Annotated in this window: 20 protein-coding genes; 17 read left to right on the forward strand and 3 right to left on the reverse strand. The window is 73.4% G+C overall.

Annotated features, from left to right (window positions below; genetic code table 11):
• The first annotated feature begins 76 nt into the window (after positions 1 to 76).
• From AB0H28_RS21045 to AB0H28_RS21070, 6 genes are all read left to right on the forward strand, one after another.
• Positions 77 to 1,093, forward strand: a complete 1,017-nt coding sequence (locus tag AB0H28_RS21045) for a hypothetical protein (RefSeq protein ID WP_358042564.1) — start codon at positions 77 to 79, stop codon at positions 1,091 to 1,093.
• Positions 1,094 to 1,242: 149 nt separating this feature from the next.
• Complete coding sequence (locus AB0H28_RS21050; protein ID WP_358042566.1) at positions 1,243 to 3,519, forward strand: TOMM precursor leader peptide-binding protein; 2,277 nt, start codon at positions 1,243 to 1,245, stop codon at positions 3,517 to 3,519.
• Positions 3,520 to 3,599: 80 nt separating this feature from the next.
• The gene (locus AB0H28_RS21055) at positions 3,600 to 5,063 is read left to right on the forward strand and encodes a SagB family peptide dehydrogenase (protein WP_358042569.1); all 1,464 of its coding nucleotides are present in this window, start codon (positions 3,600 to 3,602) and stop codon (positions 5,061 to 5,063) included.
• On the forward strand, positions 5,060 to 5,869 hold the full coding sequence (locus AB0H28_RS21060) for a hypothetical protein (protein WP_358042572.1): 810 nt from the start codon (positions 5,060 to 5,062) through the stop codon (positions 5,867 to 5,869). The genes AB0H28_RS21055 and AB0H28_RS21060 overlap by 4 nt, the downstream gene beginning before the upstream one ends.
• Positions 5,866 to 8,046: an NHLP family bacteriocin export ABC transporter peptidase/permease/ATPase subunit gene (locus tag AB0H28_RS21065; protein WP_358042575.1), complete on the forward strand. Its 2,181-nt coding sequence runs from the start codon at positions 5,866 to 5,868 to the stop codon at positions 8,044 to 8,046. Before AB0H28_RS21060 ends, AB0H28_RS21065 begins: the two co-directional genes overlap by 4 nt.
• Before the next feature lie 25 nt (positions 8,047 to 8,071).
• The gene (locus tag AB0H28_RS21070; RefSeq protein ID WP_358042578.1) at positions 8,072 to 11,104 is read left to right on the forward strand and encodes an ATP-binding cassette domain-containing protein; all 3,033 of its coding nucleotides are present in this window, start codon (positions 8,072 to 8,074) and stop codon (positions 11,102 to 11,104) included.
• A gap of 8 nt (positions 11,105 to 11,112) precedes the next feature.
• Here AB0H28_RS21070 and AB0H28_RS21075 read toward each other — a convergent pair whose 3' ends face one another.
• On the reverse strand, positions 11,113 to 11,859 hold the full coding sequence (locus tag AB0H28_RS21075) for a MerR family transcriptional regulator (protein ID WP_358042581.1): 747 nt from the start codon (positions 11,857 to 11,859) through the stop codon (positions 11,113 to 11,115).
• A gap of 364 nt (positions 11,860 to 12,223) precedes the next feature.
• Between AB0H28_RS21075 and AB0H28_RS21080 the strand changes: the two genes are divergently transcribed.
• The 6 genes from AB0H28_RS21080 (at position 12,224) to AB0H28_RS21105 (ending at position 18,993) form a co-directional block, all read left to right on the forward strand.
• Positions 12,224 to 12,586, forward strand: coding sequence for a hypothetical protein (locus AB0H28_RS21080; RefSeq protein ID WP_358042584.1), 363 nt, complete (start codon positions 12,224 to 12,226; stop codon positions 12,584 to 12,586).
• A 148-nt stretch (positions 12,587 to 12,734) separates the two neighbouring features.
• Positions 12,735 to 13,109 carry a hypothetical protein gene (locus tag AB0H28_RS21085; RefSeq protein ID WP_358042587.1) on the forward strand — a complete coding sequence of 125 codons (375 nt, stop codon included), beginning with the start codon at positions 12,735 to 12,737 and terminating at the stop codon, positions 13,107 to 13,109.
• Between the two features lie 27 nt (positions 13,110 to 13,136).
• Positions 13,137 to 14,303: a YcaO-like family protein gene (locus AB0H28_RS21090; RefSeq protein WP_358042590.1), complete on the forward strand. Its 1,167-nt coding sequence runs from the start codon at positions 13,137 to 13,139 to the stop codon at positions 14,301 to 14,303.
• A complete protein-coding gene (locus AB0H28_RS21095) occupies positions 14,296 to 15,690 on the forward strand; it encodes a TfuA-like protein (protein WP_358042592.1) in 1,395 nt (464 codons plus the stop codon). The genes AB0H28_RS21090 and AB0H28_RS21095 overlap by 8 nt, the downstream gene beginning before the upstream one ends.
• Positions 15,691 to 15,700: 10 nt before the next feature.
• Positions 15,701 to 17,833, forward strand: coding sequence for a radical SAM protein (locus AB0H28_RS21100; protein ID WP_358042595.1), 2,133 nt, complete (start codon positions 15,701 to 15,703; stop codon positions 17,831 to 17,833).
• 206 nt (positions 17,834 to 18,039) lie between these two features.
• Positions 18,040 to 18,993, forward strand: a complete 954-nt coding sequence (locus AB0H28_RS21105; RefSeq protein WP_358042598.1) for a hypothetical protein — start codon at positions 18,040 to 18,042, stop codon at positions 18,991 to 18,993.
• A 164-nt stretch (positions 18,994 to 19,157) separates the two neighbouring features.
• Here the strand turns inward: AB0H28_RS21105 and AB0H28_RS21110 are convergent, their stop codons facing one another.
• A complete protein-coding gene (locus tag AB0H28_RS21110; RefSeq protein ID WP_358042601.1) occupies positions 19,158 to 20,363 on the reverse strand; it encodes a LysR family transcriptional regulator in 1,206 nt (401 codons plus the stop codon).
• 104 nt (positions 20,364 to 20,467) lie between these two features.
• On the opposite strand from AB0H28_RS21110, the gene AB0H28_RS21115 reads away from it, so the two are divergent.
• Genes AB0H28_RS21115 through AB0H28_RS21135 form a run of 5 tightly spaced genes read left to right on the forward strand, consistent with a single transcriptional unit; the run spans position 20,468 to position 24,540 of the window.
• Positions 20,468 to 21,007 carry an RNA polymerase sigma factor gene (locus AB0H28_RS21115; protein WP_358042724.1) on the forward strand — a complete coding sequence of 180 codons (540 nt, stop codon included), beginning with the start codon at positions 20,468 to 20,470 and terminating at the stop codon, positions 21,005 to 21,007.
• Positions 21,004 to 21,810 carry a zf-HC2 domain-containing protein gene (locus AB0H28_RS21120; protein ID WP_358042604.1) on the forward strand — a complete coding sequence of 269 codons (807 nt, stop codon included), beginning with the start codon at positions 21,004 to 21,006 and terminating at the stop codon, positions 21,808 to 21,810. The genes AB0H28_RS21115 and AB0H28_RS21120 overlap by 4 nt, the downstream gene beginning before the upstream one ends.
• A 14-nt stretch (positions 21,811 to 21,824) precedes the next feature.
• Positions 21,825 to 22,631, forward strand: a complete 807-nt coding sequence (locus AB0H28_RS21125) for an ABC transporter ATP-binding protein (protein WP_358042607.1) — start codon at positions 21,825 to 21,827, stop codon at positions 22,629 to 22,631.
• Entirely contained in the window at positions 22,628 to 23,968 is a 1,341-nt protein-coding gene (locus AB0H28_RS21130) for a hypothetical protein (RefSeq protein ID WP_358042609.1), read from the forward strand. The genes AB0H28_RS21125 and AB0H28_RS21130 overlap by 4 nt, the downstream gene beginning before the upstream one ends.
• A complete protein-coding gene (locus tag AB0H28_RS21135; RefSeq protein ID WP_358042612.1) occupies positions 23,965 to 24,540 on the forward strand; it encodes a hypothetical protein in 576 nt (191 codons plus the stop codon). Before AB0H28_RS21130 ends, AB0H28_RS21135 begins: the two co-directional genes overlap by 4 nt.
• An 83-nt stretch (positions 24,541 to 24,623) precedes the next feature.
• On the opposite strand, the gene AB0H28_RS21140 is transcribed toward AB0H28_RS21135, so the two are convergent.
• A complete protein-coding gene (locus tag AB0H28_RS21140) occupies positions 24,624 to 26,081 on the reverse strand; it encodes an NADP-dependent isocitrate dehydrogenase (protein ID WP_358042727.1) in 1,458 nt (485 codons plus the stop codon).
• Positions 26,082 to 26,137: the final 56 nt, after the last annotated feature.

Genomic DNA, 26,137 nt, shown 5'->3' on the forward strand with positions numbered 1-26,137 from the left:
TGCGTGACCCGACGGCCGCTCACATACTCGAACCAGCGGACGCGATTCCCGTGGCCGGCGCTGGACGGAGGACGAGATGCTGGGCAGAAGATCCGTCAGGAGCCCACGCGCCTTCCTCGTGCCGGCGACGCCGTACGCCGCCGCGGTGGCGCTGCTCGTGCTCGCCGGCTGCGGTGGGCAGCCGGTGGACGCGGCCACCCCGGAGCCCTCCGGGCCGGCCGCCTTCGGAGCGGACCGGGCTGCGCTGGTGCTCACCGCCTTCGACCAGGCCGACTCGGCCGCCTCGGTGGCCGGTGACGTCGAGGCGCTGCGGACCCAGGAGGTTTCTCCCTCGCTGGACCTCAGCATCGCCGCGGTCCGCCGGGCCGCCTACAACCAGCGTCCGCAACCGTCGTTCCAGCACATCAACCCGGTCTTCGCGGTGCCGGCCGGCGAACCGGCCTGCTTCCTCGCCACGGCCACCCTCCGGCTGAGCGGCTCGGAACTCGCCCCCACCGACGTCAGCCAGTTCGTGCTCGGCGCCGACGGCCAGTGGAAGCTCAGCCACAACGTCCAGATCACCCAGCCGGCCCTGGTTGCCGCCCGCAGCATCGGCGGCCGGCCGGCCACGTCCGGCGGCACCGCCCTGGACGAGACCAGCCGGCGAGCGCTCGCCGCCGAGGTGTTCGCCCGCAGCATCGGGTCGACCACCGGCAACCGGTCCCTGCTCGCCTCCAGCCCGCTGCTCGACGGCCAGTTCGCCGGCGGCTGGGAGGTCTACGGGCAACAACTCGCCGGTGCCGGCGCGACGGTGCGGCGGACGATGGACCGGGCGGAGTGGTCGGACTGCGCGGTCAGCGTGCCGGCCGGCACGCTGACCTTCCTGACGATCCACGCCACCGACACGCTGCGTCCGGCGCCCGACGGTCCGGCCGACGTGCGGATGGTGCCGCAGAGCCCGGACCTGATCGCCACCGGCCACCGCACGGCGGTGAGCGGGAAGTCGATCCGGGTCACCCGGGTGGAGACCTTCCTGCTGCTCGTACCGGCGCAGACCGCCGGCACCTCGGTGCTGGGGCTCAACGACACCGCGCTGACCGTCACCGCCGGCTGACCCCGCACCGGCCGTACGCGACGCCGCGGACGGCAGAAACCGGTGGCATCACTCGGGCCCGGACGCCCCGGACCGCGACGATGGCAGCAGCCGTGATCGCCGGCGGTGCCGGCGGTGCCACGGTCCGGCCACCAGGCTCGGGAGGAACCATGTGGCGTCCGCGCTTCCGATCGGACTACCTGCCGGTGCGGCTGCCCGACGGTCCGCTCGTGGTGCTCGGGGAGACCCGCAGCCTGCTCGTCGACGATCCGGTCGCCGCGGACCTCGCCGCACAGCTCGACGGCGCCGCGCCGCTGGCCGACGTGGTGGCCCGGCTGGCCGGCCGGCACCCGGTAGCCGCCGTCGCCGCCGCCCTCGCCCGGCTCCGCGACCACGGCCTGCTGGTGTCCGGTCCGGCGCACACCTCGCCGGCCGAGGCCGCCGGCTGGGACGCCCGGGATGTCCCGCCCGACGCCGGGCGGCGGTGGATGGCCGGGGGACCGGTCACCATCGTGGACCTGGGGGCGCCCCGGGTGGCCGAGACCGCCGACGCGCTGCGCGCCCTCGGGCTCGCCGTGACGGTGGTCGGGCCGGACGGGCCGGACCCCGACCGGCGCGCCGCCCAGGTGCTGGTGCTGCCGTCGTCGATGCTCGACCCCCGGCTGGCCCGGATCAACGACCGTCACCTGGCCGTCGGCCGGTCGTGGACCTTGGCCCGGCCGCACGGCAACGTCGTCTTCCTCGGCCCGCACCTGGTGCCGGGCCGCACCGGCTGCTGGGCCTGCCTGCGGCAACGCTGGCAGGAGAACGAGCAGGTGAACGCCTTCCTCGGGGGGCAGGACCTGGCCGATCCGCTGCCGCAGGCCGGCCGGGCGGTCCTGCCCGGGCTGGCCACCACTGCCGCCGGGCTGCTCGCCGCCGAACTCGCCGTGCTCGCCGTGCGGGGCACGTCGCCCCGGCTCACCGGCCGGATGGTCGCGCTGGACACCCGGGACCTGAGCACCGAGAGCCACCAACTGGTACGCCAACCGCAGTGCCCCGCCTGCGGCGACCCCGACCTCGTCGGCAAGGCCGAGCCCCGGATCGACCTGCCGCCGAGCGGCACCCAGCCCAGCCGGGTCGGGGAGGGTCGCACCCGGGAACCCGCGGAGGCGTACGCCGCGCTCGCCCACCACGTCAGCCGCTATCTGGGCGTGGTGAGCCGGCTGACCCCGCTGGAGGCGACCGACAACGGCGTCACCCACACCTACTCGGCCGGGCACAACTTCGCCCAGCCCCGCCAGCTCGCCGCCCTGCGCCGCAACCTGCGGGGGCAGAGCGGCGGCAAGGGCCGGACCGACCTGCAGGCCCGGATGAGCGCGATCGGCGAGGCGGTGGAGCGCTACTGCGGGGTGTGGCGTGGCGACCGCCCGGTGCACCGGGCGACCTACCGGCAGCTCGGTCCGGACCGCGCGGTGCACCTGCGGGAGCTGCTGCTGTTCTCGCAACGCCAGTACGCCGAACGGGACCGGCTCAACCGCGACCTGGGCCACCTGCACCGCATTCCCCGCCCGCTGCCCGACGAGGTGGAGCTGGACTGGACCACCGGCTGGTCGCTGACCCGGCAGACACCGCGCGAGCTGCCCGCCGCGCACTGCTGGTACGGGCATCCGGAGCTGACCGGGCTGGGCGTCTGCTCGGCCGACTCGAACGGCTGCGCGGCCGGCGGCAACCTGTCCGAGGCGATCCTGCAGGGCTTCTGCGAACTCGTGGAGCGCGACAGCGTGGCGCTGTGGTGGTACCACCGTTCCCGGATGCCCGGGGTGGACCTCGCCTCGTTCGCCGACCCGTGGACCGCGGCCTGCGTCGACCACCACGCGACCGCCCTGGGCCGCGAGCTGTGGGCCCTCGACCTGACCGCCGACCTCGGCGTACCCGCGTTCGCCGCGGTGTCCCGGCGGGCCGACGGGGGGCCGGAGGACGTCCTGGTCGGGTTCGGCGCGCACCTGGACGCGCGGGTCGCGCTGAGCCGGGCGCTCACCGAGGTGAACCAGTTCCTGCCCGCCGTGCCCGGGCCGACCTCCACGCGCCACCGGTACGGCGTCGACGATCCGGACACCGCCCGCTGGTTCGGCACGGTGCGGGTGGCCGACCAGCCGTGGCTGTCCCCGGACCCCGCCCGGGCGCCGCGCACCGCCGCGGATCACCCGACGCTGACCACCGGCGACGTCGGGGACGACGTGCGTCGTTGCGTACGCCGGGCCGAGCGAGCCGGCCTGGAGGTGATCGTCGTCGACCAGTCCCGGCCGGACGTCGACCTGGCGGTGGTGAAGGTCGTCGTGCCGGGCCTGCGGCACTTCTGGCGCCGGCTGGGCCCCGGCCGGCTGTGGGACGTGCCGGCCCGCCTCGGTCGGGGCCCGGTGGCCGCCGGCGAGACCTCGGCCAATCCGCTGAACGTTTTCTTCTAGCCGGCGTTCCCGGCCCGCCGGGAACCTGGGAGGGATGTGGAGATGACCACCGTGGTGGACCCGGACGGTCGGCGGTCGTCGTGAGCGGCTCCGTCGGTGGTCCTCCGGTCCAGGAGTCCTACCGGCTGCGCCGCGACGCGGAGCTGCGGCTCGACGAGGACGGTTCGCTGACCCTGCGGCAGACCCGCTTCCAGCTCACCCTGGAGAAACCGGGCATGGGCCGGCGGGCGCTGCTGCTGCGACTCGCCGCCGACTGGATCAGCGACGTCGAGGTCGGCCGGCTGATCAGCGGCCTGGAGGGGGAGAGCCGGGTGCTGCCGGCGCAGTTGCTGCTGCGCCGGCTGCTCGCCCACTCCTGGCTGGAGCGCCGCGTCCAGGTCGACGACCGGGCGTTGCTCGACCTGATGCCGACCGGCCTGGGTCGGGGCAGCCTGCCGGAGAGCCGCCCGCACGCCCCCGGGGTCCGCTACCGGCTCTCCCGCTTCGCCGTCCTGCAGCACGAACGGGGCATGCTGGTGGCCGCGTCGTCGCTGAGCACCCTCGCGGTCGGCTGCGCCGACGTCGCCCTCGGCGCGGTGCTGGCCGCCGCCGTGCCGGGCGTCGCAGCCGACACGGTGGCCCGCACGCTCGGCGTGCCGCCGGAGGCCGCCGGCCGGGTGCTCGACGAGTTGGCCACCGCCCGGATCCTGGTCACCGACGCCGAGTTCGAGGCGGAGCACGACGCCGCGCCGCTGGCCTACTGGTCGCCGGAGGAACTGCGGCTGCACCACCGCTCCCGCGCCGGCCGGCACGCGCTGCCGGTGGGTGGCACCTACCGGATGCGGGAGCGGTTCGCCCCGCAACCGCTGCGCCGCCCCTACGACGGGGGCCGGGCGGTGGAGTTGCCGCTGCCGGACCTGGCGACGATTGCCAAGGCCGATCCCGCGTTCAGCCAGGTCGTCGCGGATCGGCGCAGCGTGCGCGAACACGACGACGCGGCGCCGCTGTCGGTGGAGCGGCTGGCGGAGTTCCTGCACCGGTCGCAGCACACCACGGCGGTCGGCGAGGCCGGCGGGCAGGAGGTCGGCCACCGGCCCTACCCGGGCGGCGGCGGGGTCTACGAGCTGGAGATCTATCCGCTGGTCGCGCGGTGCGCCGGGCTCGACCCCGGGCTCTACCACTACGACGCGGTCGGGCACCGGCTGGAGCCGGTCGCCGGCTGGGGACCGGCCGCCGACCGGCTGCTGGCGTACGCCCGGGCGGCCGGCGCCATGCCCCGGCCGCCGCAGACCGTCCTGATCGTCACCGCCCGGGTGCAGCGGCTGATGTGGAAGTACGAAGGGATGAGCTACGCCATGATTCTCAAGGACGCGGGAGTGCTGACTCAGCAGATGTACCTCGTCGCCACCGCCATGGCGCTCGCGCCGTGCGCCCTCGGCGCCGGGGACTCCCAGGCATTCGCCGAGTTGTCCGGGCTCGACCCGCTGGTCGAGCCGAGTGTGGCCGACTTCCTGCTCGGCTCGCGTCGCGTCGACGGCGCGGTCGCAACGGCAGGCCGGCCATGAAGTTCCGACGGCAGGCGCTGCGCCAGTTGGAGGCGCCCGAGCAACTGGACCGGGCGGTCCGGCTGACCACCGTGCCGAACTGGTTGGCCACCACCGCGCTGGTCATCGTCGTGGTCGCCGCGGGGGTGTGGTCGGTGCGCACGGTGGTGCCCCGGACCGTCGAGGCGGCCGGGGTGCTGATCCACTCCAACGGGATCTCCGCCCTCGACGCGCTCGACGGCGGGCAGGTCACCAAGGTGTGGGCGGCACCGCACCAGCGGGTGACCAAGGGCACCCCGCTCTACAGCCTGCGGACGGAGGACGGCAAGGTGCGGGTGGAGAACGCGCCGGGTGACGCGTACGTGGTGGCCTGGCTGGTCTCGGAGGGCGAGATCGTCACCCCGGGCTCACACCTGGCCGACCTGGAACGGCTCGACACCGCCGGGGACGCGTTGCAGGCCGTCGTCTATGCCCCCGCCGTCGCCGCGCCGCTGCTGCAACCCGGCGTACCCGTCGAGGTGGCCGCCGCGTCGGCTCCGCGCAACGTGTTCGGCACACTGGCCGGCCAGGTGACCACGGTCGGCGCGTTCCCGGAGACCGAGGCGTCGCTGCGTGCCTTCCTGGGCACCGGGCCGGACGTGCGGCGGCTGCTCGCCCGCGGCAGCGTGGTCCGGGTGACGGTCGCCCTGGAGCCCGACCCGGCCGCCCCGGGTGGCCTGCGCTGGACCAAGTCCCCGCCGCCGTTCCAACTCAACTCGGCCAGCGAGGTCACCGCCTGGTTCACGGTGGACCGGGAACACCCGATCGACTGGCTGCTGCGGCGATGAGCGCGCCGACGACCGCCGCCACCGGCTCGCCGGAGCTGCCCCGGATCCGGCGTCGACGGGTCCGCACGCCCACCCTGATCCAGATGGAGGCGGTGGAGTGCGGCGCCGCCGCGCTCGGGATCCTGCTCGCCCACCACGGTCGGCACGTGCCCCTGGAGGAGTTGCGCCGGGTGTGCGGGGTGAGCCGGGACGGCTCCACCGCGGCCACCGTGCTCAAGGGCGCCCGCCGGTACGGGATGGTGGCCAAGGGCTTCCAGATGGACCTGGCCGGCCTGTCCACCGTGGCGCTGCCGGCGGTGCTGTTCTGGCGGTTCGAGCACTTCGTGGTGCTGGAGGGGCTCGGCCGCAAGGTCTTCATCAACGATCCGGCGACCGGTCCCCGCGCGGTGAGCTGGGAGGAGTTCGACGGCGCCTTCACCGGCATCGTGCTCACCATGGAGCCGGGCCCGGAGTTCCGGCCGGGCGGCAACCGCTACCGGCTGGTCCGGGCGCTGGCCGAGCGGTGGCGCGGGCCGGGTTCGGCGATCGCGCAGATGTTGCTGCTCGGCCTGCTGATCGCCGTGGTCGGTCTGACCATCCCGGTGATGGCCAAGGTCTTCGTCGACCGGGTGCTGTTGCAGGAGGATCGGGCCGCGTTCGCCGGCCTGGTGGCGGCGGTGGCCGTGGCCACCGTGCTCACGTTCCTGGCCAGCCTGCTCCAGCAACGCCTGACCGTACGGACGGAGACCGCGCTCGCCCTGGGCAGCGCCGCCCGGTTCTTCCGACATCTGCTGCGGCTGCCGCCGACCTTCTTCGACCAGCGGCAGGCCGCCGACCTCGGCCAGCGGGTCCGCAGCAACGACGTGGTCGCCGAGGTGCTCACCCGGCGGGCGGCCACCACCGTCGTGGACACCGGCCTGGTGCTGGCGTACGGGGCGCTGCTCTGCCAGTACGACCTGCTGCTCGGGCTGTGCGCGATGGTCCTCGCGGGGCTGAACGTCAGCGTGCTGCGCTACGTCGCCTCCACCCGGTCGACCGCCGTCGCCGGGCTCCAGGCGGACCGCAGCAAGCTGGTGACCACCGTCTACACCACGGTTCAGATGATCGAGACGGTGAAGGCCGGCGGCGAGGAGGAACGTGCCGTGGCCAGGTTCGCGGCTCGCCACGCCACCGTCGCGACCCGCCAGCAGCGGCTGGGGGTGCCCACGGCGGTGCTCTCCGTGCTGCCGGCGTTCCTCGCCTCGGGGACCACCGCGGTGCTGCTCGGGTTGGGCAGCCGGCAGGTCGTGGCGGAGGCGATGAGCGTCGGCGTGCTGGTCGGCATGCAGAGCCTGGCCGCGGCGATGAACCGGCCGTTGGGCAACCTGACCGCGCTGGGCTCGCGGCTGCAGGACATGAGCGCCGACCTGAACCGGCTGCGTGACGTGGAGCGGTATCCGCTGCCCGCGGCCGAGGACCGACCCCGCCGGTTGACCCCGATGGAGGGGCACCTGCGCATCGAGGAGGTCACCTTCGGCTACAACCCGCTCGGCCGCCCGCTGCTGGAGAACTTCAGCCTGGACCTGCCGCCGGGTGCCCGGGTGGCGCTCGTCGGGCGGTCGGGCAGCGGCAAGTCGACGGTGGGCCGGCTGGTCGCCGGGCTGTACCGGCCGTGGACCGGTCGGGTCACCGTGGACGGCCTCGAACGGCCGGCGGCCGACGACGGCCTCTGGGCGGCCACCGTCGCCATGGTGGACCAGGACCAGCGGTTGTTCGAGGGGACGGTCCGGGACAACGTCACCATGTGGGACCTCACGGTCGCCGACGAGGACGTCGTCACCGCGCTCACCGACGCGTGCCTCTACGACGAGGTCGCGGCCCGCCCGGGCGGCCTGGCCAGCCCGGTGCGGGAGAACGCCCGCAACTTCTCCGGCGGACAGCGGCAGCGGCTGGAGATCGCGCGCGCGCTCGTCCGCAATCCCCGGGTGCTGGTGCTGGACGAGGCGACAAGCGCGTTGGACGCCGAGACCGAACGCCTGATCGACAGGCACCTGCGCCGGCGGGGGGCGGCCTGCCTGATCGTGGCCCACCGCCTGTCCACGGTCCGTGACTGTGACCTGATCGTCGTGCTGGACGGCGGTCGGGAGGTGGAGCGCGGCACCCACGAGCAACTGGTCGCCCGGGACGGGGCGTACGCGCGCCTGGTCCGGGACCACTGAGCACGGACGACCCGAGGAGACGCTGATGAGCGGCGCGGTGGAGGATCCCCCGGCCGGCGGCCTGATCGGCTTCTGCGCCGACGGCGTACGCGAGGTCCGGCGGCTGGACGGACCGGTGGCCGGCTGGTTGGTGACCGGCGGTGAGGCCGACCTGTTCGCGGTGCGCCGGGCCGGGCTGAGCCCGTCACGTCGCCACCACGTGGCCCGGCTGCCCGCGGGTGGCCTGGTGCCGGCGTCCACCGCGCTCGGCGCGTGGCAGTTGATCCTGGTGCCGCTGCCCGGCACGGAGTTGCGTGGCCTGTCCCGGGGGCGCCTGTCCCTGCTGGAGCGGCACGTCCGGCTCGGCCGGACCGCTGACGACGGGGCGTCACTGCGGGCGCGGACCGCCGCGACGGAACTGGTCGCGGCGGTGGACCTGGTGCTGGTCACCATCGCCGACGCGCTGCGCCGCGGGCAGGCGCCCCGGGAGGCGTCCACCCTGCGCGGACGCGAGATCGTTTCGCTGGCGCAGGGGAGTGCCCTCACCTCCACCGGCGGAGCCTGGTGGTTGCGCAGCGCCGGCGGCCAGCTACGGCGCAACGACGGCGGCCCGGCCGAGATGTCCGGGGAGCGGGAGCTGCTGCTGGTCGTCGGCCGGGACTGGGTGGTGGCCGAGTCGCCGTGCGCGGTGGAGAGCCACGGCAGTTGGGACCTGCTGGTCACCGGTCAGCTCGCGTCGGCGGTTGACCAGCACGTGGCCCGGCTGCTCCGGATGGTGGAGACCCGGATCGAGGAGGCCGACGCGGCCCTGCTGAGCGCCGTGGAGCGGCGCCGACAGATCGACGCCGCGGTGCTCGCGGCGGCGGCCCGCCGGTCGATCGGGGTGATCGGTGCGGGCGAGGCGGTGCCGGTCCCGGACGGGGAGCCCGGCTTCGACAGGTACGGGCGGGCGGTCTCGGTGCTCCGGGTGGTCACCGAGGGCATGGGCAGCCCGGTCAACGAGCCGGCCGACCGCAGCCGCACGCCGCTGGACGACCGGGCGGCGGTGCACGCGGTGTCCCGAGCATCCAGCCTGTTCCTGCGCGGGTTGCGGCTACCGGAGCGGTGGTGGCGGCGGGACCTGGGGCCGCTGGTGGGGTGGCGGGTCGGGGGCGACCCGGAGCGCGCCGTCGCGGTGCCGCTGGTGTTCCGCCGGGGCCGCTACCACCAGGTCGACCCGGACACCCGGGCGTACGCCCCGGTGGACCCGACGGTGGCCGCGACGTTCGCCGCCGAGGCCACCCAGGTGCAGCCGCCGTTGCCGCCCATCGCCCGGATGCGTCACCTGCTGCGGGCCGGGCTGGTCGGTGCGGGCCGTGACGTGCGGGGCCTGCTGTTCGCCGCCGCCTGCGTGGGGCTGCTGGGCCTGGGTGTGCCGCTGGCCACCGGCGAGGTGCTCGGCCAGTTGGCCCGCCAGGGCGAGGTCGACGGCCTGTTCGGCTTCCTCGCGTTGATGCTCAGCGCCGCGGTGGTCGCGGGCCTGGTCGGGGTGGTGCAGAACCTGCGGCTGCTGCGGTTGGACGGCCGGTTGCAGTCGGGCGCCCAGTTGGCGATCTGGGACCGGCTGATGCGGCTGCCGGCCCGCTTCTTCACCGGCCGCAGCAGCGGTGAGATCGCCAACTCGATGTTGGGGATCTCGTTCGTCGGGGAGGCGCTGAGTGCGCTGTTGCCGCAGATCGTCTCGGCGGCGGCGACCGTCGCGGTGACCGTCGGCATGCTGCTGGTGGTCGAGCCGGTGCTCGGGCTGTGGGGGCTGGGGATCGTCGTGGTCAGCGCGCTCGCGTTCGGCGCGTTCGCCGTGCTGATCGTGCACCGGCAACGGTCCGCGTTGCCGGCCGAGCACCGGGCGGCGGCGATGACCAACCAGCTCCTCGGCGGCATCGTCAAGATCAAACTGGCGGCTGCCGAGGCCCGTGCCCACGCGCGGTGGTCGGAGGTGGCCGCGCTGGCCCGGGCGTCGCTGCAACGGGTCCGGCAGAGCCAGTCGGGCCTGGTCGCCTTCGCCACCGTGCTGCCGGTCGCCGGCCAACTGGTCCTGTTCGCCGTGCTGGTCGGGCCGCTCGCCGGGCAGGTCCCGCCGGCCGACTTCTTCGTCCTCAACGTCGGCTTCGCGATGCTGCTCGGCGCGCTGCTGGTGCTGGTGTCGGCCGGCGTCGAAGTGATCGCGGCGATGTCGCGGCTGGGCAGCCTGCGGGAGATCCTGCGCGCCGACCCCGAGGCGCGGCCGGACCGGGTGGACCCCGGCGAGCTGCGCGGCGAGATCACGCTGCACCGGCTCACCTTCGCCTACCAGCCGGACGAGGCGCCGGTGCTCGTCGACATCGACCTGCACGTGCGCCCCGGCGAGTTCGTCGCCATCGTCGGGCCGAGCGGCTGCGGGAAGTCCACGCTGCTGCGGCTGCTGCTCGGCTTCGAACGCCAGCAGCAGGGTGCGGTGCTCTACGACGGCCAGGATCTCTCCGAACTCGACGTGCACGCGGTCCGCCGGCAGTGCGGCGTGGTCCTGCAGGACGGCCAGCTCTTCGCCGGCTCGGTGCGGGACAACATCTGCGGCGCCGGCAGCTTCCCGCTGGATCAGGTCTGGGAGGCGGCGCGGATGGCCGGCCTCGCCGACGACCTGGAGGCGCTGCCGATGGGGATGAGCACGATGGTGCCGTTCGGCGGCGGGACGCTCTCCGTCGGGCAGCGGCAGCGGGTGCTGATCGCCCGTGCGCTGGCTCCCCGACCGCGGATCATCTTCCTCGACGAGGCGACGAGTGCCCTGGACAACCGGACCCAGGAGGTGGTCACCCGGAGCACCGCGGCGCTGGCCGCCACCCGGGTCGTCATCGCCCACCGGCTGTCCACGGTCCGCGCGGCGGACTCCATAGTGGTCCTCGACGCGGGGCGGATCGTCCAGCGGGGCAGCTACGACGAGTTGATGGACCAGCCCGAGGGGCTGTTCCACCGGTTGGCGCGGCGGCAACTGCTGACCGAGCCGGAACGGACCGACGCCGTGGCGGAGGGCCGGCAGCCGGACGGGCAGCCGGCGACCGGCTGACGGCCCGGTCAGCCGTTGTCGATGACGGTGCTGTCCTCCAGGCACACGTCCGTGTCGAGGTGGTTCTCCAACAGCTCCGCGACGTGCGCCTCCGCCTGGTTCTCGACGGCGAGCCGGAACGCCTCGGTGAGCACGTTGACCACACCCTGGGTCAACAGCAGGGCCTCCCGGTCGAGGTCGGCCCAGGACGGCCGGGTGCCGCTGCGCACCAGCTCCGGCGCGAGGACCAGCAACCGGGCGGTGACGGCGGCGACCAGCTCGTCGGCCACCGGCCGGAGACTGTCCAGCACCTCGCTGAGGGTCTGCAGCGCCGGCACCGTGCCCACCCGTACCCGGTGCAGCTCCAGGGCGGCGCGCAGCGGGCGGGGGCGGACGGTGCGGACCGTGCCGTCGGTGGCTCGCCCGATCACGCCGTGCCGGGTCAGCGCGTGGGCCAGCGCGGGACGGTCGGCGGCCAGGCGTTGCAGCATCGCGGTCAGCCCGTCGGGTGCCTCGTCGCTGACCCGGACCCCGAGCATCGCCTCGATGGAGACCAGGTTGAAGCCCTGCCGTTGCAGGGCGAGGATCGCGTCCAGCCGGCGCACGTGGGAGTCGTCGTAGAGCGCCGCCCGGCCGTGCCGCACCGGCGGCGGCAGCAGCCGCCGGGCCTGGTGGGCGCGGATGTTGCGCGGCGACATCCCGACCTTGCGGGCGAGTTCGTCCACGGTGTACCCGGCCGGGCCGGCGGGTGTCGTCGTCACCTCGTCGATGGTCACGGTGGCCTCCGGCAGCGCTCGGTGACGGCACATGGCACCCGTCGAACCGCTGTCACGGTGGACGGTCCGACGATCGCAGCGTAAGTGCGGGCACCGGGCGGATGACAGACGAGGAATTACTACTTGTCTATCGTCGTGACCATCATTAGAATCGTTATCCGCCGAATGCCGCTGATTCTCAATTACCCGGCTTCCGCCGTGACGTGACCTTTTCGCGGCCACATTCGATGAAATTCCCGCCAGGTGGGCCGACCGGCTCGGTCGGTGGCCGACGATGGGGCGAACCCGGCGGCCCGGAACCCCGCGCTGCCTGTCGCCGCCCCGGTGTCACCGCCGGCGGTCGGCCGTCGAAGGGAGCAGGGGTGTGACACCTGTCGATCGAGCGGTCTTCGTGGCCGCGTACAGCCGGCTGGTCGCAGACGTCTGGGCCGACCCGGCCAAGGAGCAGGCGCTCGACCGGGACCCGCGGGGATTCCTCGCCGGCTACGGGCTCCAACTGCCCGAGGACGTGCAGATCCGGGTGGTCCGGGACGTGGCCGACGCCGACCCGGACCTTGAGGTGCAGGTCGAGTCCTGGGAGCTGGCGGCGACCTCCGGCGCCTTCGTGCTCTTCGTGCCGTCGCTGCTGCCGGTGGCCGAGGCGGAGCTGGCCGAGGACGAGCTGGACAGCGTCGTCGCCGGCCTGGACTCCAGCTGCGCCTGCTGCTGCCCGTGCTGCTGCACCTGACACCGATGTCTGCCGCCCGCCGGCCGGCGCGGCAGATTCTGATGGCAGTCGGAAGAAATGCTTGATTACCCAACCTCGATCTTTTTAGCGTTTTCGCACAGCGATTAACCGCCCGTCCCGCAGCGATCCGCGAGGAAAGGACCGAACGATGAGCAACGACGAGCAGGAATACGGCGCGAGGTTCGTGACCAAGTACTCGGAACTGGTCACCGTGGTGTGGCGCAGCGACGAGGAACTGCAGCGGCTCCTCGCCGACCCGACCGGATACGCCACGGCGGCCGGCCTGCCGGTGGCCCCCGGCGCCACGGTCGAGGTCGACCGCGCCCAGCCGGCCACGCTCTACACCAAGGAGCAGATCGTCGCCGACTGGTCCGGCACGCCCGGCCGGCACGTGCTGCACGTGCCCGAGGTGCCGCTGGTCGACCTCAACGAGCTGACCGAGGCCGAACTGGAGACGGTGGCCGGAGGCGTGGCCGCGCCGGCCGACAACAACGTCAACATCATCGCCGTCCTCATCGTCTGAGTTCCCCACCCCCCGTCGGGAGCCTCGATGACTGACACGACCGAGACCATCGCGTTCCGATCCGGCACCTACCGGACGGCCACGGTGGAGCAGACCTGGGCACGGGTCGGTGGCATGCTCGACCGGTTCCGGATCACCCGGGTCGCCGACATCACCCGGCTCGACGAGATCGGCCTGCCGGTGCACGTCGCCTACCGGCCGGTCGGGGCCACCATGGCGGTGAGCGTCGGCACCGGCGCCACGGCGACGCAGGCCCGGGTCAGCGCGGTCATGGAGAGCATCGAGTCCTGGCACGCCGAGAACCTCCGGCCGGGGACCGTGGTCCGGTCCCCGGCCGAGGCGCTCGACCTGCCGTACGACGTCCGGTGGCTGCACCTGGCGGAGCGGTCGCCGCTGACCCCGGCCGTCGAACTCGACTGGGTCGCCGGCCGCGGGCTGGTGACCGGCGCACGCTGCCTGGTGCCCCGCGCCACCATCGAACTCGACTTCACCGTCCGGCGCGGCTGGGACCGCGCCCTGTTCACCCCCAGCAGCAACGGGCTGGCCACCGGGAACACCCTCGCCGAGGCGAGCCTGCACGCCCTGCTGGAGGTCGTCGAACGCGACTGCATCGCGCCGTACTGCACCGCGCCGCTGGACGAACGCACCTACACCGACCCGGGCACCGCCACCAACGCGATGACCCGCACCGTGCACGAGGCGCTGCTGCGGGCCGGCTGCTGGGTGGAGGTGTGCGACATCACCAACGCCGTCGACGTACCGTGTTACGCCGCCTCGATCTGGTCGGAGGACCTGCCGGTCACCTTCGGCGGCTTCGGCTGCCACGTGGACCCGCAGATCGCCGTCGGGCGGGCCATGTCGGAGGCGGCGCAGTCGCGGCTGGTGATGGTCTCCGGGGCCCGGGACGACATCGACGCCACCGCCTACCACGACGTCGGCGCGACACCGGTGCCGCCGCCCACCGTCGACCGCCCCGTCCGGCCGGTCCGCCGGGATGCGCCGCCCGCCGGGGACGTCACCCAGGTGCTGCGCGAGCTGGCGTCGCGGGTGCAGCGGATCACCGGCGTGGAGCCGTTCGCCGTCGACCTGACGCACGACGACATCGGCATTCCGGTGAGCAAGGTGTTCGCCCCGGGCCTGCGGATGTTCGACGAGCGGGCCCTGAGTACCCGACCGGGAGTGTCGCGTGACTGACGTCGTCTTCATCGGTCCGAGCCTGCCGGCGGACGAGGTCGGTCGGCTGTTGCCCGACGCGGTGGTGCTGCCGCCCGTCGCGCACGGCGACCTGCTCCGCCTGGACGTCGTCCCCGGCGACCGGGTCCTCGTCGTCGACGGATACTTCCTGCAACACCCGCCGGTCCGCCACCGGGAGATCCTCGACCTGCTCGACCGCGGGGTGACGGTGGCCGGCGCCGCCAGCATGGGGGCGCTGCGCGCCGCCGAGCTGTGGCAGTTCGGGATGCGTGGCGTGGGCGAGGTGTTCGCGCTCTACCGCGACGGCGTCGTCACCGGCGACGACGAGGTGGCGGTCGTGCACGGGCCCGCCGAGGAGGGCCACCGCACGTTGAGCGAGCCGCTGGTGAACATCCGGGTCGCGCTGCGCCGGGCCGTCGCCGCCGATGTGCTCGACGCGGCCGAGGCCGCGCTGCTGCTGGACATCGCCCGGGAGCTGCCCTTCCGGCGGCGGTCGTACCTCGCGTTGGAGCGCACCGCGCCACCGGAGGCGACGGCCGTGGTGGACCGGTTCCTGACCTGGCGGCGGCGGGCCCCCTGGGACGCCAAGAGCGCCGACGCGCGGCTGCTGCTGTCGATGGCGGCGGACGACGCACCCGAGCTGTGCCCGGCGCACGCCGGCGACCAGCCGATCGACAACCTGCACACCCGGTTCCTCGACAGTTGGCGTGCCCGGTTCGCCGGGCAGCCGGTCGGCGGGCACTGGGTCAGCGACCGGGACGCCGCGGCGGTGCTGATGCTGCTGCACCCGGAGGCGCCGGCCTGGCACCGGCGGGGGGTGCTGGGGGGGCTGGCCGAGGTCGACGTCACCGACCCGGCGGTCGAGGAACGCGCCCACGAGGTGGCCCGCCGGCGGGGGCTGACCGGTGCGACGCCGGCCGGCTGGGACTGGCTGACCGACCGGGAACGGGACCTCGACGACCGCGAGGCGGTGTTGCGGGTGCTGGTGCGGGCGTTCGGCACCACGCCCTACCGCAGCCTGGCCCTGTGGATGGTCGCGGCGCCGCTGCGTACCGCCGCGATGCTCGCCGCGGCTCGGCAGGTCGCGGCGACGGCGGCGTCGCTGAACGACACAGTCGTCCCGCGCACGAACCGGCGCCGTCCGGGCGGCCGGCTGCACTTCCGCACCGAGGTCGTCGACGGATGCTTCGCGCGGCTGTGGGGCTGTGCCGCCGACGAGCTGGAAGCGGCGGCGTGGGACCGGGGCTTCGTCGACCTGGCGTCGTTCCGCTACGCCGCCGAACCGTTGGTGGCGTACGTCAAGGCGTTCGGCGCCCCACGGCTGCCGGCGGTGGCGGGGCCCGCGCAGGAGAGCACCCTGGCCGGTTCCGCGGCCCGGGTCGGTTGAGGAGGAGTCGATGAGCGGCACGGTGAAGGCGGCACTGATCTATCCCCCGCTGACCGATCCCACCTCGGGATACCACTCCCTGAACTATCTCGACTCGTACGCCCGGGCGCAGGGACACCGGCCGGCGGAGATCATCGACGCCAACATCGAGGCATTTCACCACTCCCACACCCCGTCGGCGTACGAGTGGCTGCGGCGGGAGTTGTCCCGGCGCTCCGTCGACGACCTCAGCGGCCCGGACGCGCTGATGGCCCGGGCGAACCAGCTCGGCCTGCCCGACCCCGACCCGGAGCGGTTGCGCCGGTCGATCGGGGTGTTGCAGGACCCGGTCCTGTTCTACGACTACCGGCACTACCAGGACGCCGTCGAGGGCGTGATCTCCTGGATGGACGCGCTCGGGGCGGTCGGGTTCCCCGGGCAGTTCCGGGCCGGCTTCCGGCTCCATCCGTCGCCGATGATCTCGATCGGCTCGGTGGCCGCGCTCACCGACGAGGCGGTGCTCGGCCGGCTCAACCGGCCCTTCCAGCCGTACTACGAGGACGTGCTGATCCCGCGGCTGGCCGCGGGCGGGCACCAGGTGATCGGGATCAGCGCCACCTACCAGTGGCAGCTACCGTTCGCGCTCTGGATCGCCCGGCTCGTCCGGCGGGCCTGCCCGGACGTCTTCCTCGTCGCGGGTGGCACGGAGATCTCCGGCGTCTGGAAGTGCGCCAGCAAACCCGAGTACGTCTTCCAGGTGCTCGCCGACTTCGACGCGATAGTGGTCGGGGAGGGGGAGAGCGCGTACACGGAGATCCTCGACGCGGTGGCGGCCGGGACCCTGCCGGCCGGGCACCCCAACGTCCGCCTGCACCCGAAATACGGCCGCCAGCGCCAGTTGCCCCTGCGCTACGAGCGGCTGGCGCAGGTGCCGGTGCCGGACTTCTCCGGCCTGCCCTGGGACCTCTATCTCAGCCCGGAGCGGTTCGTCTACTACTCGCCGACCCGAGGCTGCTACTGGAACAAGTGCACGTTCTGCGACTACGGCCTGAACACCGACGGCCCGACCAGCCCGTGGCGGCAGGACACGGTGGCCACGATGGTCGCGGACGTCACCGAACTGTCGAAGTTCGCCAAGTTCATCTATTTCTCGGTGGACGTGCTCGCGCCCGCGACCATCCTGCGCTTCGCCGAGCAGGTCGTCGAGCGCGGGCTGGACTTCCGCTGGGGTGCCGAGATCCGGTTGGAGAAGTACTGGTCGGACGAGCGCTGCGAGCTGTTGCGGCGCAGCGGCTGCGTGGCCGTCTCGGTCGGCTTCGAGTCCGGCAACCAGCGCATCCTCGACCTGATCGACAAGGGCACCAGGCCGGAGCAGGTGCGGCGCACCATGACCGCGATGACCAAGGCCAACATCGGGGTCCAGATGATGGGCTTCACCGGCTTCCCCACCGAGACGCGGGAGGAGGCGCTGGACAGCATCACCTTCCTGCGCGACAACCCGGACCTGTGGACCCTCGGCGGGCTGGGCGACTTCATGTTGACCCCCGGCGCCATCGTCGCCAAGGAGCCGCAGCGCTTCGGCATCAGCAACGTGCGGCCGGTGCCGGGCTCGGACATCGTCCGGATCCTCCAGTACGACGAGCCGGTCACCGAGGCGGCACGGGCCGAGGTCGCCGAGGCCAAGGCGGGCCTGAACCCCGGGCACTTCCACCGTCCGTGGCTGGGCAGCACCGACACCCCGCACACGTTCTTCTACCATGACCGCTACGGCACCGCGGTGCGCGGCGTGCTCGCTCATGACCGGGTCCGGCACGACACCGACGACCAGACCCAGTTCCTCGCCAACGGCTCCTTCGTGGAGCGCGACGACGAGCAGGTGTGGGACGCCTACCGGCGGATCCGGTCGGACGAGCAGGACGGCGTCCCGGGCGAACTGCCGGCGGACCGGCACCTGTTCCGCCGGGCCGACGGTCAGGTGTTCGCGCTCAACCGCAGCAGCCGGTTGTTCCTGGACCTCTTCACCGCGCCGCTCACCCTCGCCGAGGCGCAGCGCCGGCTCTGGATCGTCGAGTCGACGGTCGCCGACCGGGTCTGGCGGACCTTCATCGCGGAGCGGCTGATCCGTCGGCATCGGCTTCCGAACCAGGCCGAGCCGGCGCGGTGACCGGCCACCGACCGGAACCGCATCGGTATGGGCGTCGCACCGGTCTGGTATTCCCCGGAAGCAAAGCGCTTCTGTTGAAATAGATCTGCCATTGTCAATGCGGCGATCGGACGCTGGTCCGTCGGCGTATTGCGGCCATGGTCGATACCCGGGCATCGGCTTTGCCAAGCTCTCGCGAGTGTCAAGATCTATGGAGGGAATGGTAGATGTCATTCACGTCAGGCAGGAGGGTCGCCGTCCTGGCGATCCTGTCGCTGCTGTCCGCGTTCGTGGTGGCGGTGTCACCCGTGGCGGACCGCCCGGCTGCCGCGGCCACCCGGACCTGGACCGGTCTGGTCGACTGCTACGGCAACCTCACCAACACCGGGCTGACCCTCAAGGCGGGCGACCAGGTGCAGGTCACCATCACCACCGGCCTGTGCTACTTCTATCCCGGCCGGCCGTCCAACCACACGCCGGGCGAGGGGCTGACCTCGCGGATCGGCACGCGGGACTTCACCTACGGCGCGCCCACCACCGCCACCGCACCGGTGGACGGCGGCCTGGTCTTCTACTTCGGGGACAGCCTCTACAGCGACAACTCCGGCTACGGCTACACCGTGACGGTGACCGTCACCTCGGCGTCCGTGGAGAAGTGCCGCGACTTCACCACCACGAGCCGATACCTGCGGGTCACCGTCGCGGACCTGTACCGCGGGGCTCCGATCCCGGCCGCCGCCCGGAACTACCTGGACCGGGTCGTCATCGCTGACGGGCTGGCATACATGCAGCTCAAGGGCAGTTGGTGCTACAAGGACAACCGAGTCACCTGGAAGAACATCCGTCCCGTGCAGGCCGCGCTGGCCGGTGCCGGCCTCTCCGGGCTCGTGTTCTCCGTGGCGCCCAAGGACACCGGCGCCGTTTCGCTGGAGAACTACGGCTCGGGGGCGACCCGCTACCGGATTTCCCAGACCAAGGCGGTCGTCTATCTCGAAGTTCCCGTCGCCGTCAACCTCACCATTCCCGGGACGGAGGTCGGGATCACCATCCCGGCCGGAGCCAAACGACCCATCTACACCATGGTGATGGACACGCTGCTCACCGGTGCCGGCAACGTCTCCTGTGCCGCCACCGACGCCGCACCCTGCACCGCCACGAGGACCGCCGAATACACGAGGTGACCGGCCGGGCGCCCCGCCGGTCGGCAACCACCGGACTGTTCGTCCGTTGACCGGGCGGCCCCCACCTCGGGCTCCACGCCGAGTGGGGGCCGCGTCACGGCCCCGGGGCGGTCGTACCGGGCCACCGAGCGGGCACGCCCGGTGCGCGGGCTGCCCCGGACGGGTCAACCGCCGGCGAGGGCGGGCCACCTGGCCGGGTCCGCGCGCATCTCGGCGAGCAGGGCCGGGCGCAGCGCGGCAAGTCTCTGCACGTGACCGGCGCGGAGCCAGCGCGTGACCCACTGTGCCGTGCTGCTCGCCGGGCCACCTCGCCCCCAGCTCACGGTCATCCGTACCCGGATGTCCTCGGCCAGGCGGACGACAGTCATCTTCTCGCCGGGCATCATGGTGGCGCTCGTCAGCGCCACCGCCAGTCCGTCCTCCAGGATGTGCCGCCCGCTGGCTCCGTTCAGGGCGGTGTAGCGGATCCGCGGCTCGAAGCCCGCCGACCGACACAGCAGCACCACCGACTGGTGGTTACGGGTGCCGGGTGGGCCGGTGAGCCAGTCGAAGTCGGCCAGCTCCCGCAGGCTCACGGTCGGCCGGCCGTCGCCGGCCCCCCGGGGCATCAGGATGTGGGCCGGGTCCTCGAACGCCACTGCCTTGTCCCGCCCGGCGGGTGTGGTCAGACTGACGAACGGAAGGTCGGCGTACAGGCAGATGTCGGCGGCGAGCATCGTGGGCGGCCAGTCCGTGCCCGGGATGTCGATGACGTGGTGTCGCACGTCGGCCGTGGTCTGGTCGCGGAGCGCGTCGAGGAGCCCGTGGAAGGCGAACTCGCTGACGAGTTGGAGGTCTCCGGCGGTCGTGGCCGGCTCGTTCCCGTGACTCGACGCCGTTGGACAGGAGAGCGTCTGCGCCAGCAGGCGCAGGTGCGGCAACGCGTCGGTGAGCAGGGCGGTGGGTCGGATGCCGTGGTGGGTGCGGGTGAACAGGGTGGTCTGCCAGCGCTGCTCGATGCGGGTCAACTGCGCGCTCAGTGACGGTTGGGGGATCTGCAACCGCGTGGCCGCGCTGCCGATCGAGCCGGTGGCGGCGATCGTGACGACCACCTCCGCGTGGCGCAGCGAGACCGACTCGACACCGAGGAGCCGGGTGAGCAGCTCCGACGCGGTCAGTGCCCGGCTCACCGTGCCCAGCCCGGCCCGGCCCCGCTCGGTCAGGTGGTAGCCCTGTGGCGTCTGGCGCAGCCACACCGCATCACCCCGGCCGGCCAACCCGCGCAGGCGCCTGCGGACGAACGATTCGGTACGGCCGGTCGCGGCGGCCAGGGTCGGGGCGTCGTCGCCGTCGGCGACCCCGATCAGAAGTCGAAGATCGATCGTGTCCACGACCGTCGATGGTATGGCCTGTGGCGGCGGCGTGAGTGGGGACAGTTGATGAAGTGCCGCCGAAAGGCGGTTCCGAGAACCTGATCTTGGTGGTCGACGTCTCAATGGGTGTGAGGGAAGACGAAGGGGAGTTGCTGCGGCGGGTCGCGCGTGGCGATGCCGCCGCGTTCGACGAACTGTATCGCCGGACGTCCCCGTGGTTGCTCGTTCGCCTGCGCCGTCGCTGCGCCGACGACGACCTGGTCGCCGACGTCATCCAGGAGACGTATCTCGCGGTGTGGCGGGCCGCCGACTCCTACGTCGGCGTGAGCGCCGGTAGCGCCGTCGGCTGGCTGTGGTCGATCGCCGCGCGGCGGCTCGTCGACGGGTTCCGGCGGCGCGCCAAGGATGCCCAGGCGGTGCCCCTGCCACTGGCCGCGGAGAACCCGCCCGCGGCCGAGGACGTGGTGCTGGCCGGCGCGATCGGCGACGAGGTCGGCGACGCCCTGCGCCGGCTGGCGCCGGAACTGCGCCAGGTGTTGCACGCCCTCGTCATCGACGGACTCTCGGTCCGGGAGACCGCGCTCGTGCTCGGTCTTCCGGAGGGAACCGTGAAGACTCGCGCCCGCCGCGCGCGACTGGCACTTCGGGAGGCGTTGTCGTGAGCGCACACATCCCAGTCGAGGTGTTGGGCCGCTATGCCGCCGGTGATCCGGGCATCGCGCCGGACGTCCTGTGGGCGACGGAGACGCATCTGGAGCGTTGCGCCGACTGCCGGGGCCGGTTGGCCGACGCCAGCGACGGCGACACGGTGGCGCTGTTGGCCGCCGTCTGGGTGCGGGTCGAGGCGGCGAGGACAACCGCCGCGCCGACCACTGCCCGGCGTCGGTGGCTGCCCGCCCGGTCCGCCCGGTGGGTGACGCCGGTGTTCGTGCCCTGGCTCGCGACGACGGTGCTGGTGGTGCTGGTCGCGCTCGGCTTCGACCTGGCGGTCGCCGGCCGGCACGCGGCGCCGCCGTCGCTTGTGGTGCTCCTGGCGCCGGTCGCGCCACTGCTCGGGGTGGCCTCCGCCTGGACCCGGCGGCTCGATCCGGCACACGAACTGGTCGTCGCGACCGCCCGGGCCGGCCTGGGGCTGGTGCTGCGACGGACCCTCGTCGTGCTCGTCGTGGTGATCCCGGTTCTCGCGGTGGCCGGATGGTTGGTCGGCGCGTCCCCGGCGCGCTGGTTGATGCCCTGCCTGGCGTTCACGGCGGGGGCGCTGGCCCTCGGCAGGTTGGTCGGCCTGCCGCGGGCGGCGTGGGGACTGGCGCTGCTCTGGGCCGCGGTGGTCGTCGGTCCGAGCATCGTCACCGCCCGACTGCCGGTGCTGCTGACCGAGGCCGCCCTGCCGGGCTGGGCGGCGCTCACCGTGGTGGTCGCGCTCGCCCTCGTGCCCCGACCCGGTGGTTATGCGGAGCTCCGATGAGAAGAAGGTACGGAATGCGCAAAGGAATCAGTGCCGCGGCGCTGGCGCCGACGACGTACGCCTGGGCGATCCGCGCGGCGGCGCTTCGGGTGCTAGCGGGCAGACGGCTTGCCGTCGACGGCCTCGACCTGTCGCTGGGCAACGGTGTGCACGGCCTGCTGGGGCCCAATGGCGCCGGCAAGACGACGCTGATGCGGGCGCTCGCGACCGTGTCCCGCCCGGCCGGCGGTGAGCTGGAACTACTCGGCCATCCCGTGCACGCGCGACCCGACCTGCGGACGTTGCGCCGGTCCATCGGCTACCTGCCGCAGGAGTTCGGCTTCTACGGCCGGTTCACCGTGCGGGAGTTCGTCGAATACCTCGCCTGGCTGAAGGAGGTGCCGGCGCACGACATCCCGGACGCGGTGCAGCGGGCGTTGGAACGTGTCGGCCTCGCCGAGCGGGCCGACTCGCGCATGAAGACGCTGTCCGGGGGGATGGCACGGCGAGCCGGCATCGCGCAGGCGATCGTCAACGACCCGGAGATCCTGCTGCTGGACGAGCCCACCGTGGGTCTCGATCCGGAGCAGCGGATGGGTTTCCGCTCGCTGCTACGGGAGTTGGGCGGGCAGACCTGCGTCGTCGTCTCCACCCATCTGGTCGAGGACGTGGTGGCCGCCTGCACGAACGTGGTGCTGATGGACGCCGGCCGGTTGGTGTTCCACGGCGTACCGGCGGATCTGGTGGAGTTGGGCCGCGAGGGGGTGGGCGACAGTTCCGCCGAACGCGGATACACCGAGCTGCTGCGCCGGCATCGCGCCGCCGGGGAGGGCGTGGCATGACCCGCCGGATCCTCCGCATCGAGATCCGACGCTCGGCGGCGCTCTGGTTGGCGCTGGGTGCCGCGCTGCTCGGCACCGCCCTGCTGTATGTGGCGGTGGACGGCTGGGGCGGGCGCTGGATGCCGCTGGCGCTCTGGCAACGGGAGTACCTGTTCATCCTCTGGCCCATGGCGCTCGGACTGGGCGCGTGGCAGGCCGGCCGCGACCGCCGCTGCCGCACCGAGGAACTGGTCGCGGCGACCGCCCGTCCGCGGTGGCAGCGGGTGCTGCCGGCGGCCGTGGCGATGGCGCTCGCCGGGGCCGCCGGCTACCTCCTGATGTACGCCGGCGGCGCGGCCCAGGTCGCGGCGTACGCGACCTACCTGCCGGGCCAGGCCGTCGTGACCGCCGGCGTCGGGGTGCTCTGGATGGTGTCCGGCGTCTGGCTCGGCATGACCGTCGGGGCGCTCGCGCCGTCCCGCCTGACCCCGCCCGTGACCGCCGTCGTCGGTGCCACCGTGGCGCTCGTCGCCATCACCGACCGGGGGTACGCCCACGTGCCGAAGATGGTCCATCTGCTGACCCCGTCACCGTTCGGGTTCTGGGGCGACTTCGTGACGGTGCGGGGCATCGTCGGCGTCGCGCACACCGTCTGGCTGGCCGGTCTGGCGGTGAGTGCGCTCGCCGTCTTCCTCTGCGCCACCCGGACCGCCCGGACGGCGGCGGTGCTGCCCGCGTTGGTGGCGGCCGTGGTGGCCCTGGCGATGCTTCCCGACGGCCGGCAGCGGCTGCCGGTGCCGGACGCGGCGGCCGCCGCGCTGGTCTGCAGCGCCGGACCGGGGCCCGAGGTGTGCGTCACCCGGGTCCACGCCGGCGCGCTGGCGGACCTGCGTGATCCGGCGCGGCGGGCGCTCGCGACGTTGTCGGCGAAGCTTCCGCAGGCGCCGACCTCGGTGCACGAGACACCCGAGTCCTGGTACGAGACCCGGCCGGTGCCGCGACCGCGGGACGTGCTGCTCGTGGCACTCGAACTGGCGCCGTGGGGTGGCGCGAAGGGGAGCCCGGACGAGTTGCGGTGGCGTCTGCTGGACGGGGCGGGCACCCGGCCGTGTGCGTACACCGCCGGAAACCCCGACGCGGCCCGGGCGGACCGCGTGGCGCGGCTGGCCGCAGCGGCCTGGCTGGCCGACCGCGTGCCACCGGCCGGTCCGGACCGCGACGCGGCGCGCCAGGCATGGCAGGCGCTTCGCGCCTTCCCGGCGGCCGAACAGCGCAACCGCGTCGCCGCGCTGCGCAGGGCGGCGCTCGCCTGCGCCGAGGTCAACCTGCTCGACCTGCTGGTCGGTGACGACCGGTGAGATGGCTCGCGCTGCACCTGCGGTGCCGGGGCGTCCCCGCCGCCGCCGGGGCGGCGGTGGCCGGCGTCGTCGTGCTGTGGTGGCTGGGTCAGGCGGCCGACGAGCCGCGCCTGCGGCTCGCGGTGGCGCTGATGTCCGCGCTCGTCGCCACCGTCCCGTTCGGCTCCGGGCTCACCGGCGCCGACCCCGCGCTGGAGCGGACGGCCGCCCTGGCGTGGCCGCCCCGCCGCGCCGCGCACATCCTGGCGGTGATGGCCGCGGCGGCCATCATCGCCACGGTGCCGGCGCTGACCAGCGAACCGTTGGCGACGGTGGGGCTGACGGTCCGCAACACGGCCGGGCTCGGCGGGCTGCTCGCCGTCGGGGCCGCCTGGGGCGCGCAGTGGGCGTGGCTCCTGCCCGTCGGGTGGACGCTCGTGGTGGTCCTGTCCGGGCCGGTGAGCGGGCACGTGTACCAGGAGGTCCTGACCTGGATGGTGCAGCCGCTGGGCACCACCTCGGCCGCCGCCTCCGCCACGACCATCGCCGTCGTCGGCGTGCTCACCCACGCCGTTCTCGGGGGCCGCCGGTGAGCACCCGCCCCCGGCGGCCCGCGACGGCAGGACCGTCACTGACCCTGGCCGAGGGACCGTCACTGACCCTGGCCGAGGGACCGTCACTGACCCTGGCCGAGGGAATAGCCGAGTTCGTCGTCGAAGCGGTAGAGACCCTCGGTCTTGACGAAGTCCAGCCCGGCCCGGTCGAGCCGGTCGAGCAGGTCCACCACGTCGCCGCGCCGGGCCGCGCCGGGGCGGGCAGACCGGAAACGGACCCGCCAGTGGTCGGTGCAGAATGTCTCGGGGAGGCCGTCGGGCCACACCTTCACCCCCCGGTTCGTGATCATCTGTAGCTCCAGCGGAGCCCCGGCGGCGGCCGTGCGCAGCAGGGCGGCCAGCGCGGCCGGGTCACGGTCGTCGTGGTGCAGGAAGACGTCGACGCCGTCCATCGTCTTCACCGGCGCGGGACGGGCGGTGACGGTCGGAACCGGCTGCTGCGGCACGGCGGGATAGGTGACCGGGGGCAGGGCCGCCGGTCGCTGGCCGAGCCGGTCGATGACCGCGTCGGCGAACGCCCGGGTGCCCACGGGTTCGGTGCCGGGACCGGCGATGTCGGCGGTGGCGACGCCGGCCTCCAGGGTGGTCAGCCAGGCGTTGTGGACCCGCTCGGCGACGTCGGCCTGGCCGATGTGCGCGAGCATCATCACCGCCCCGAGCAGCAACCCGGACGGGTTGGCGACGTCCCGCCCGGCCAGGGGCGGCGCGGAGCCGTGGATGGCTTCGAACATCGCCGCCTGCTCGCCGATGTTGGCGGAGCCGGCCAGGCCGACCGAGCCGGCGATCTGCGCGGCCACGTCGGAGAGCACGTCGCCGTACAGGTTGGGGGTGACGATGACGTCGAAGGCCTCCGGGGTGTCGGCCAGCCGCGCCGTGCCGATGTCGACGATCAGGTGTTCGGCGGCGAGGTCGGGGAAGTCGCGCGACACCTCGTCGAAGACCCGGTGGAACAGGCCGTCGGTGAGCTTCATGATGTTGTCCTTGGTCAGGCAGGTGACCTTGGACCGACCGAGGCGTCGGGCCTGGTCGAACGCGTACCGCACGATCCGCTCGCACCCGGGCCGGGAGATCAGCTTGAGGCACTGGGTCACCTCGTCGGTCTGCCGGTGCTCGATGCCGGCGTAGAGGTCCTCCTCGTTCTCCCGCACGATCAGCACGTCCATCTTGGGATGGCGGGTGGGCACGAACGGTGCGTACGCCACGCAGGGCCGGACGTTCGCGAACAGGCCCAGCGACTTGCGGATCGTCACGTTCAGCGACTTGAACCCGCCGCCCTGCGGAGTGGTGATCGGCGCCTTGAGGAACACCCGGGTCCGGCGCAGCGACTCCCATGCCTGGGCGTCGATGCCGGCGGTGTGGCCGCGCCCGTACACCGCCTCCCCGATCTGGATCTCCTCCACCGCCAGGCGTGCCCCGGCCGCGTCGAGCACCCGCAGCGTGGCCTCCATGATCTCCGGGCCGATCCCGTCCCCCCGGGCCACCGTCACCGGTACGGCGCCCGGCTGATCCGACATCTTCATGGTCACGACCCCTCCCCATCCCGGATATGCGAAGCACATTACACGAAAAACTTCTC

The sequence above is a fragment of the Micromonospora sp. NPDC050980 genome, from assembly GCF_040653835.1.
Lineage (GTDB): Bacteria > Actinomycetota > Actinomycetes > Mycobacteriales > Micromonosporaceae > Micromonospora.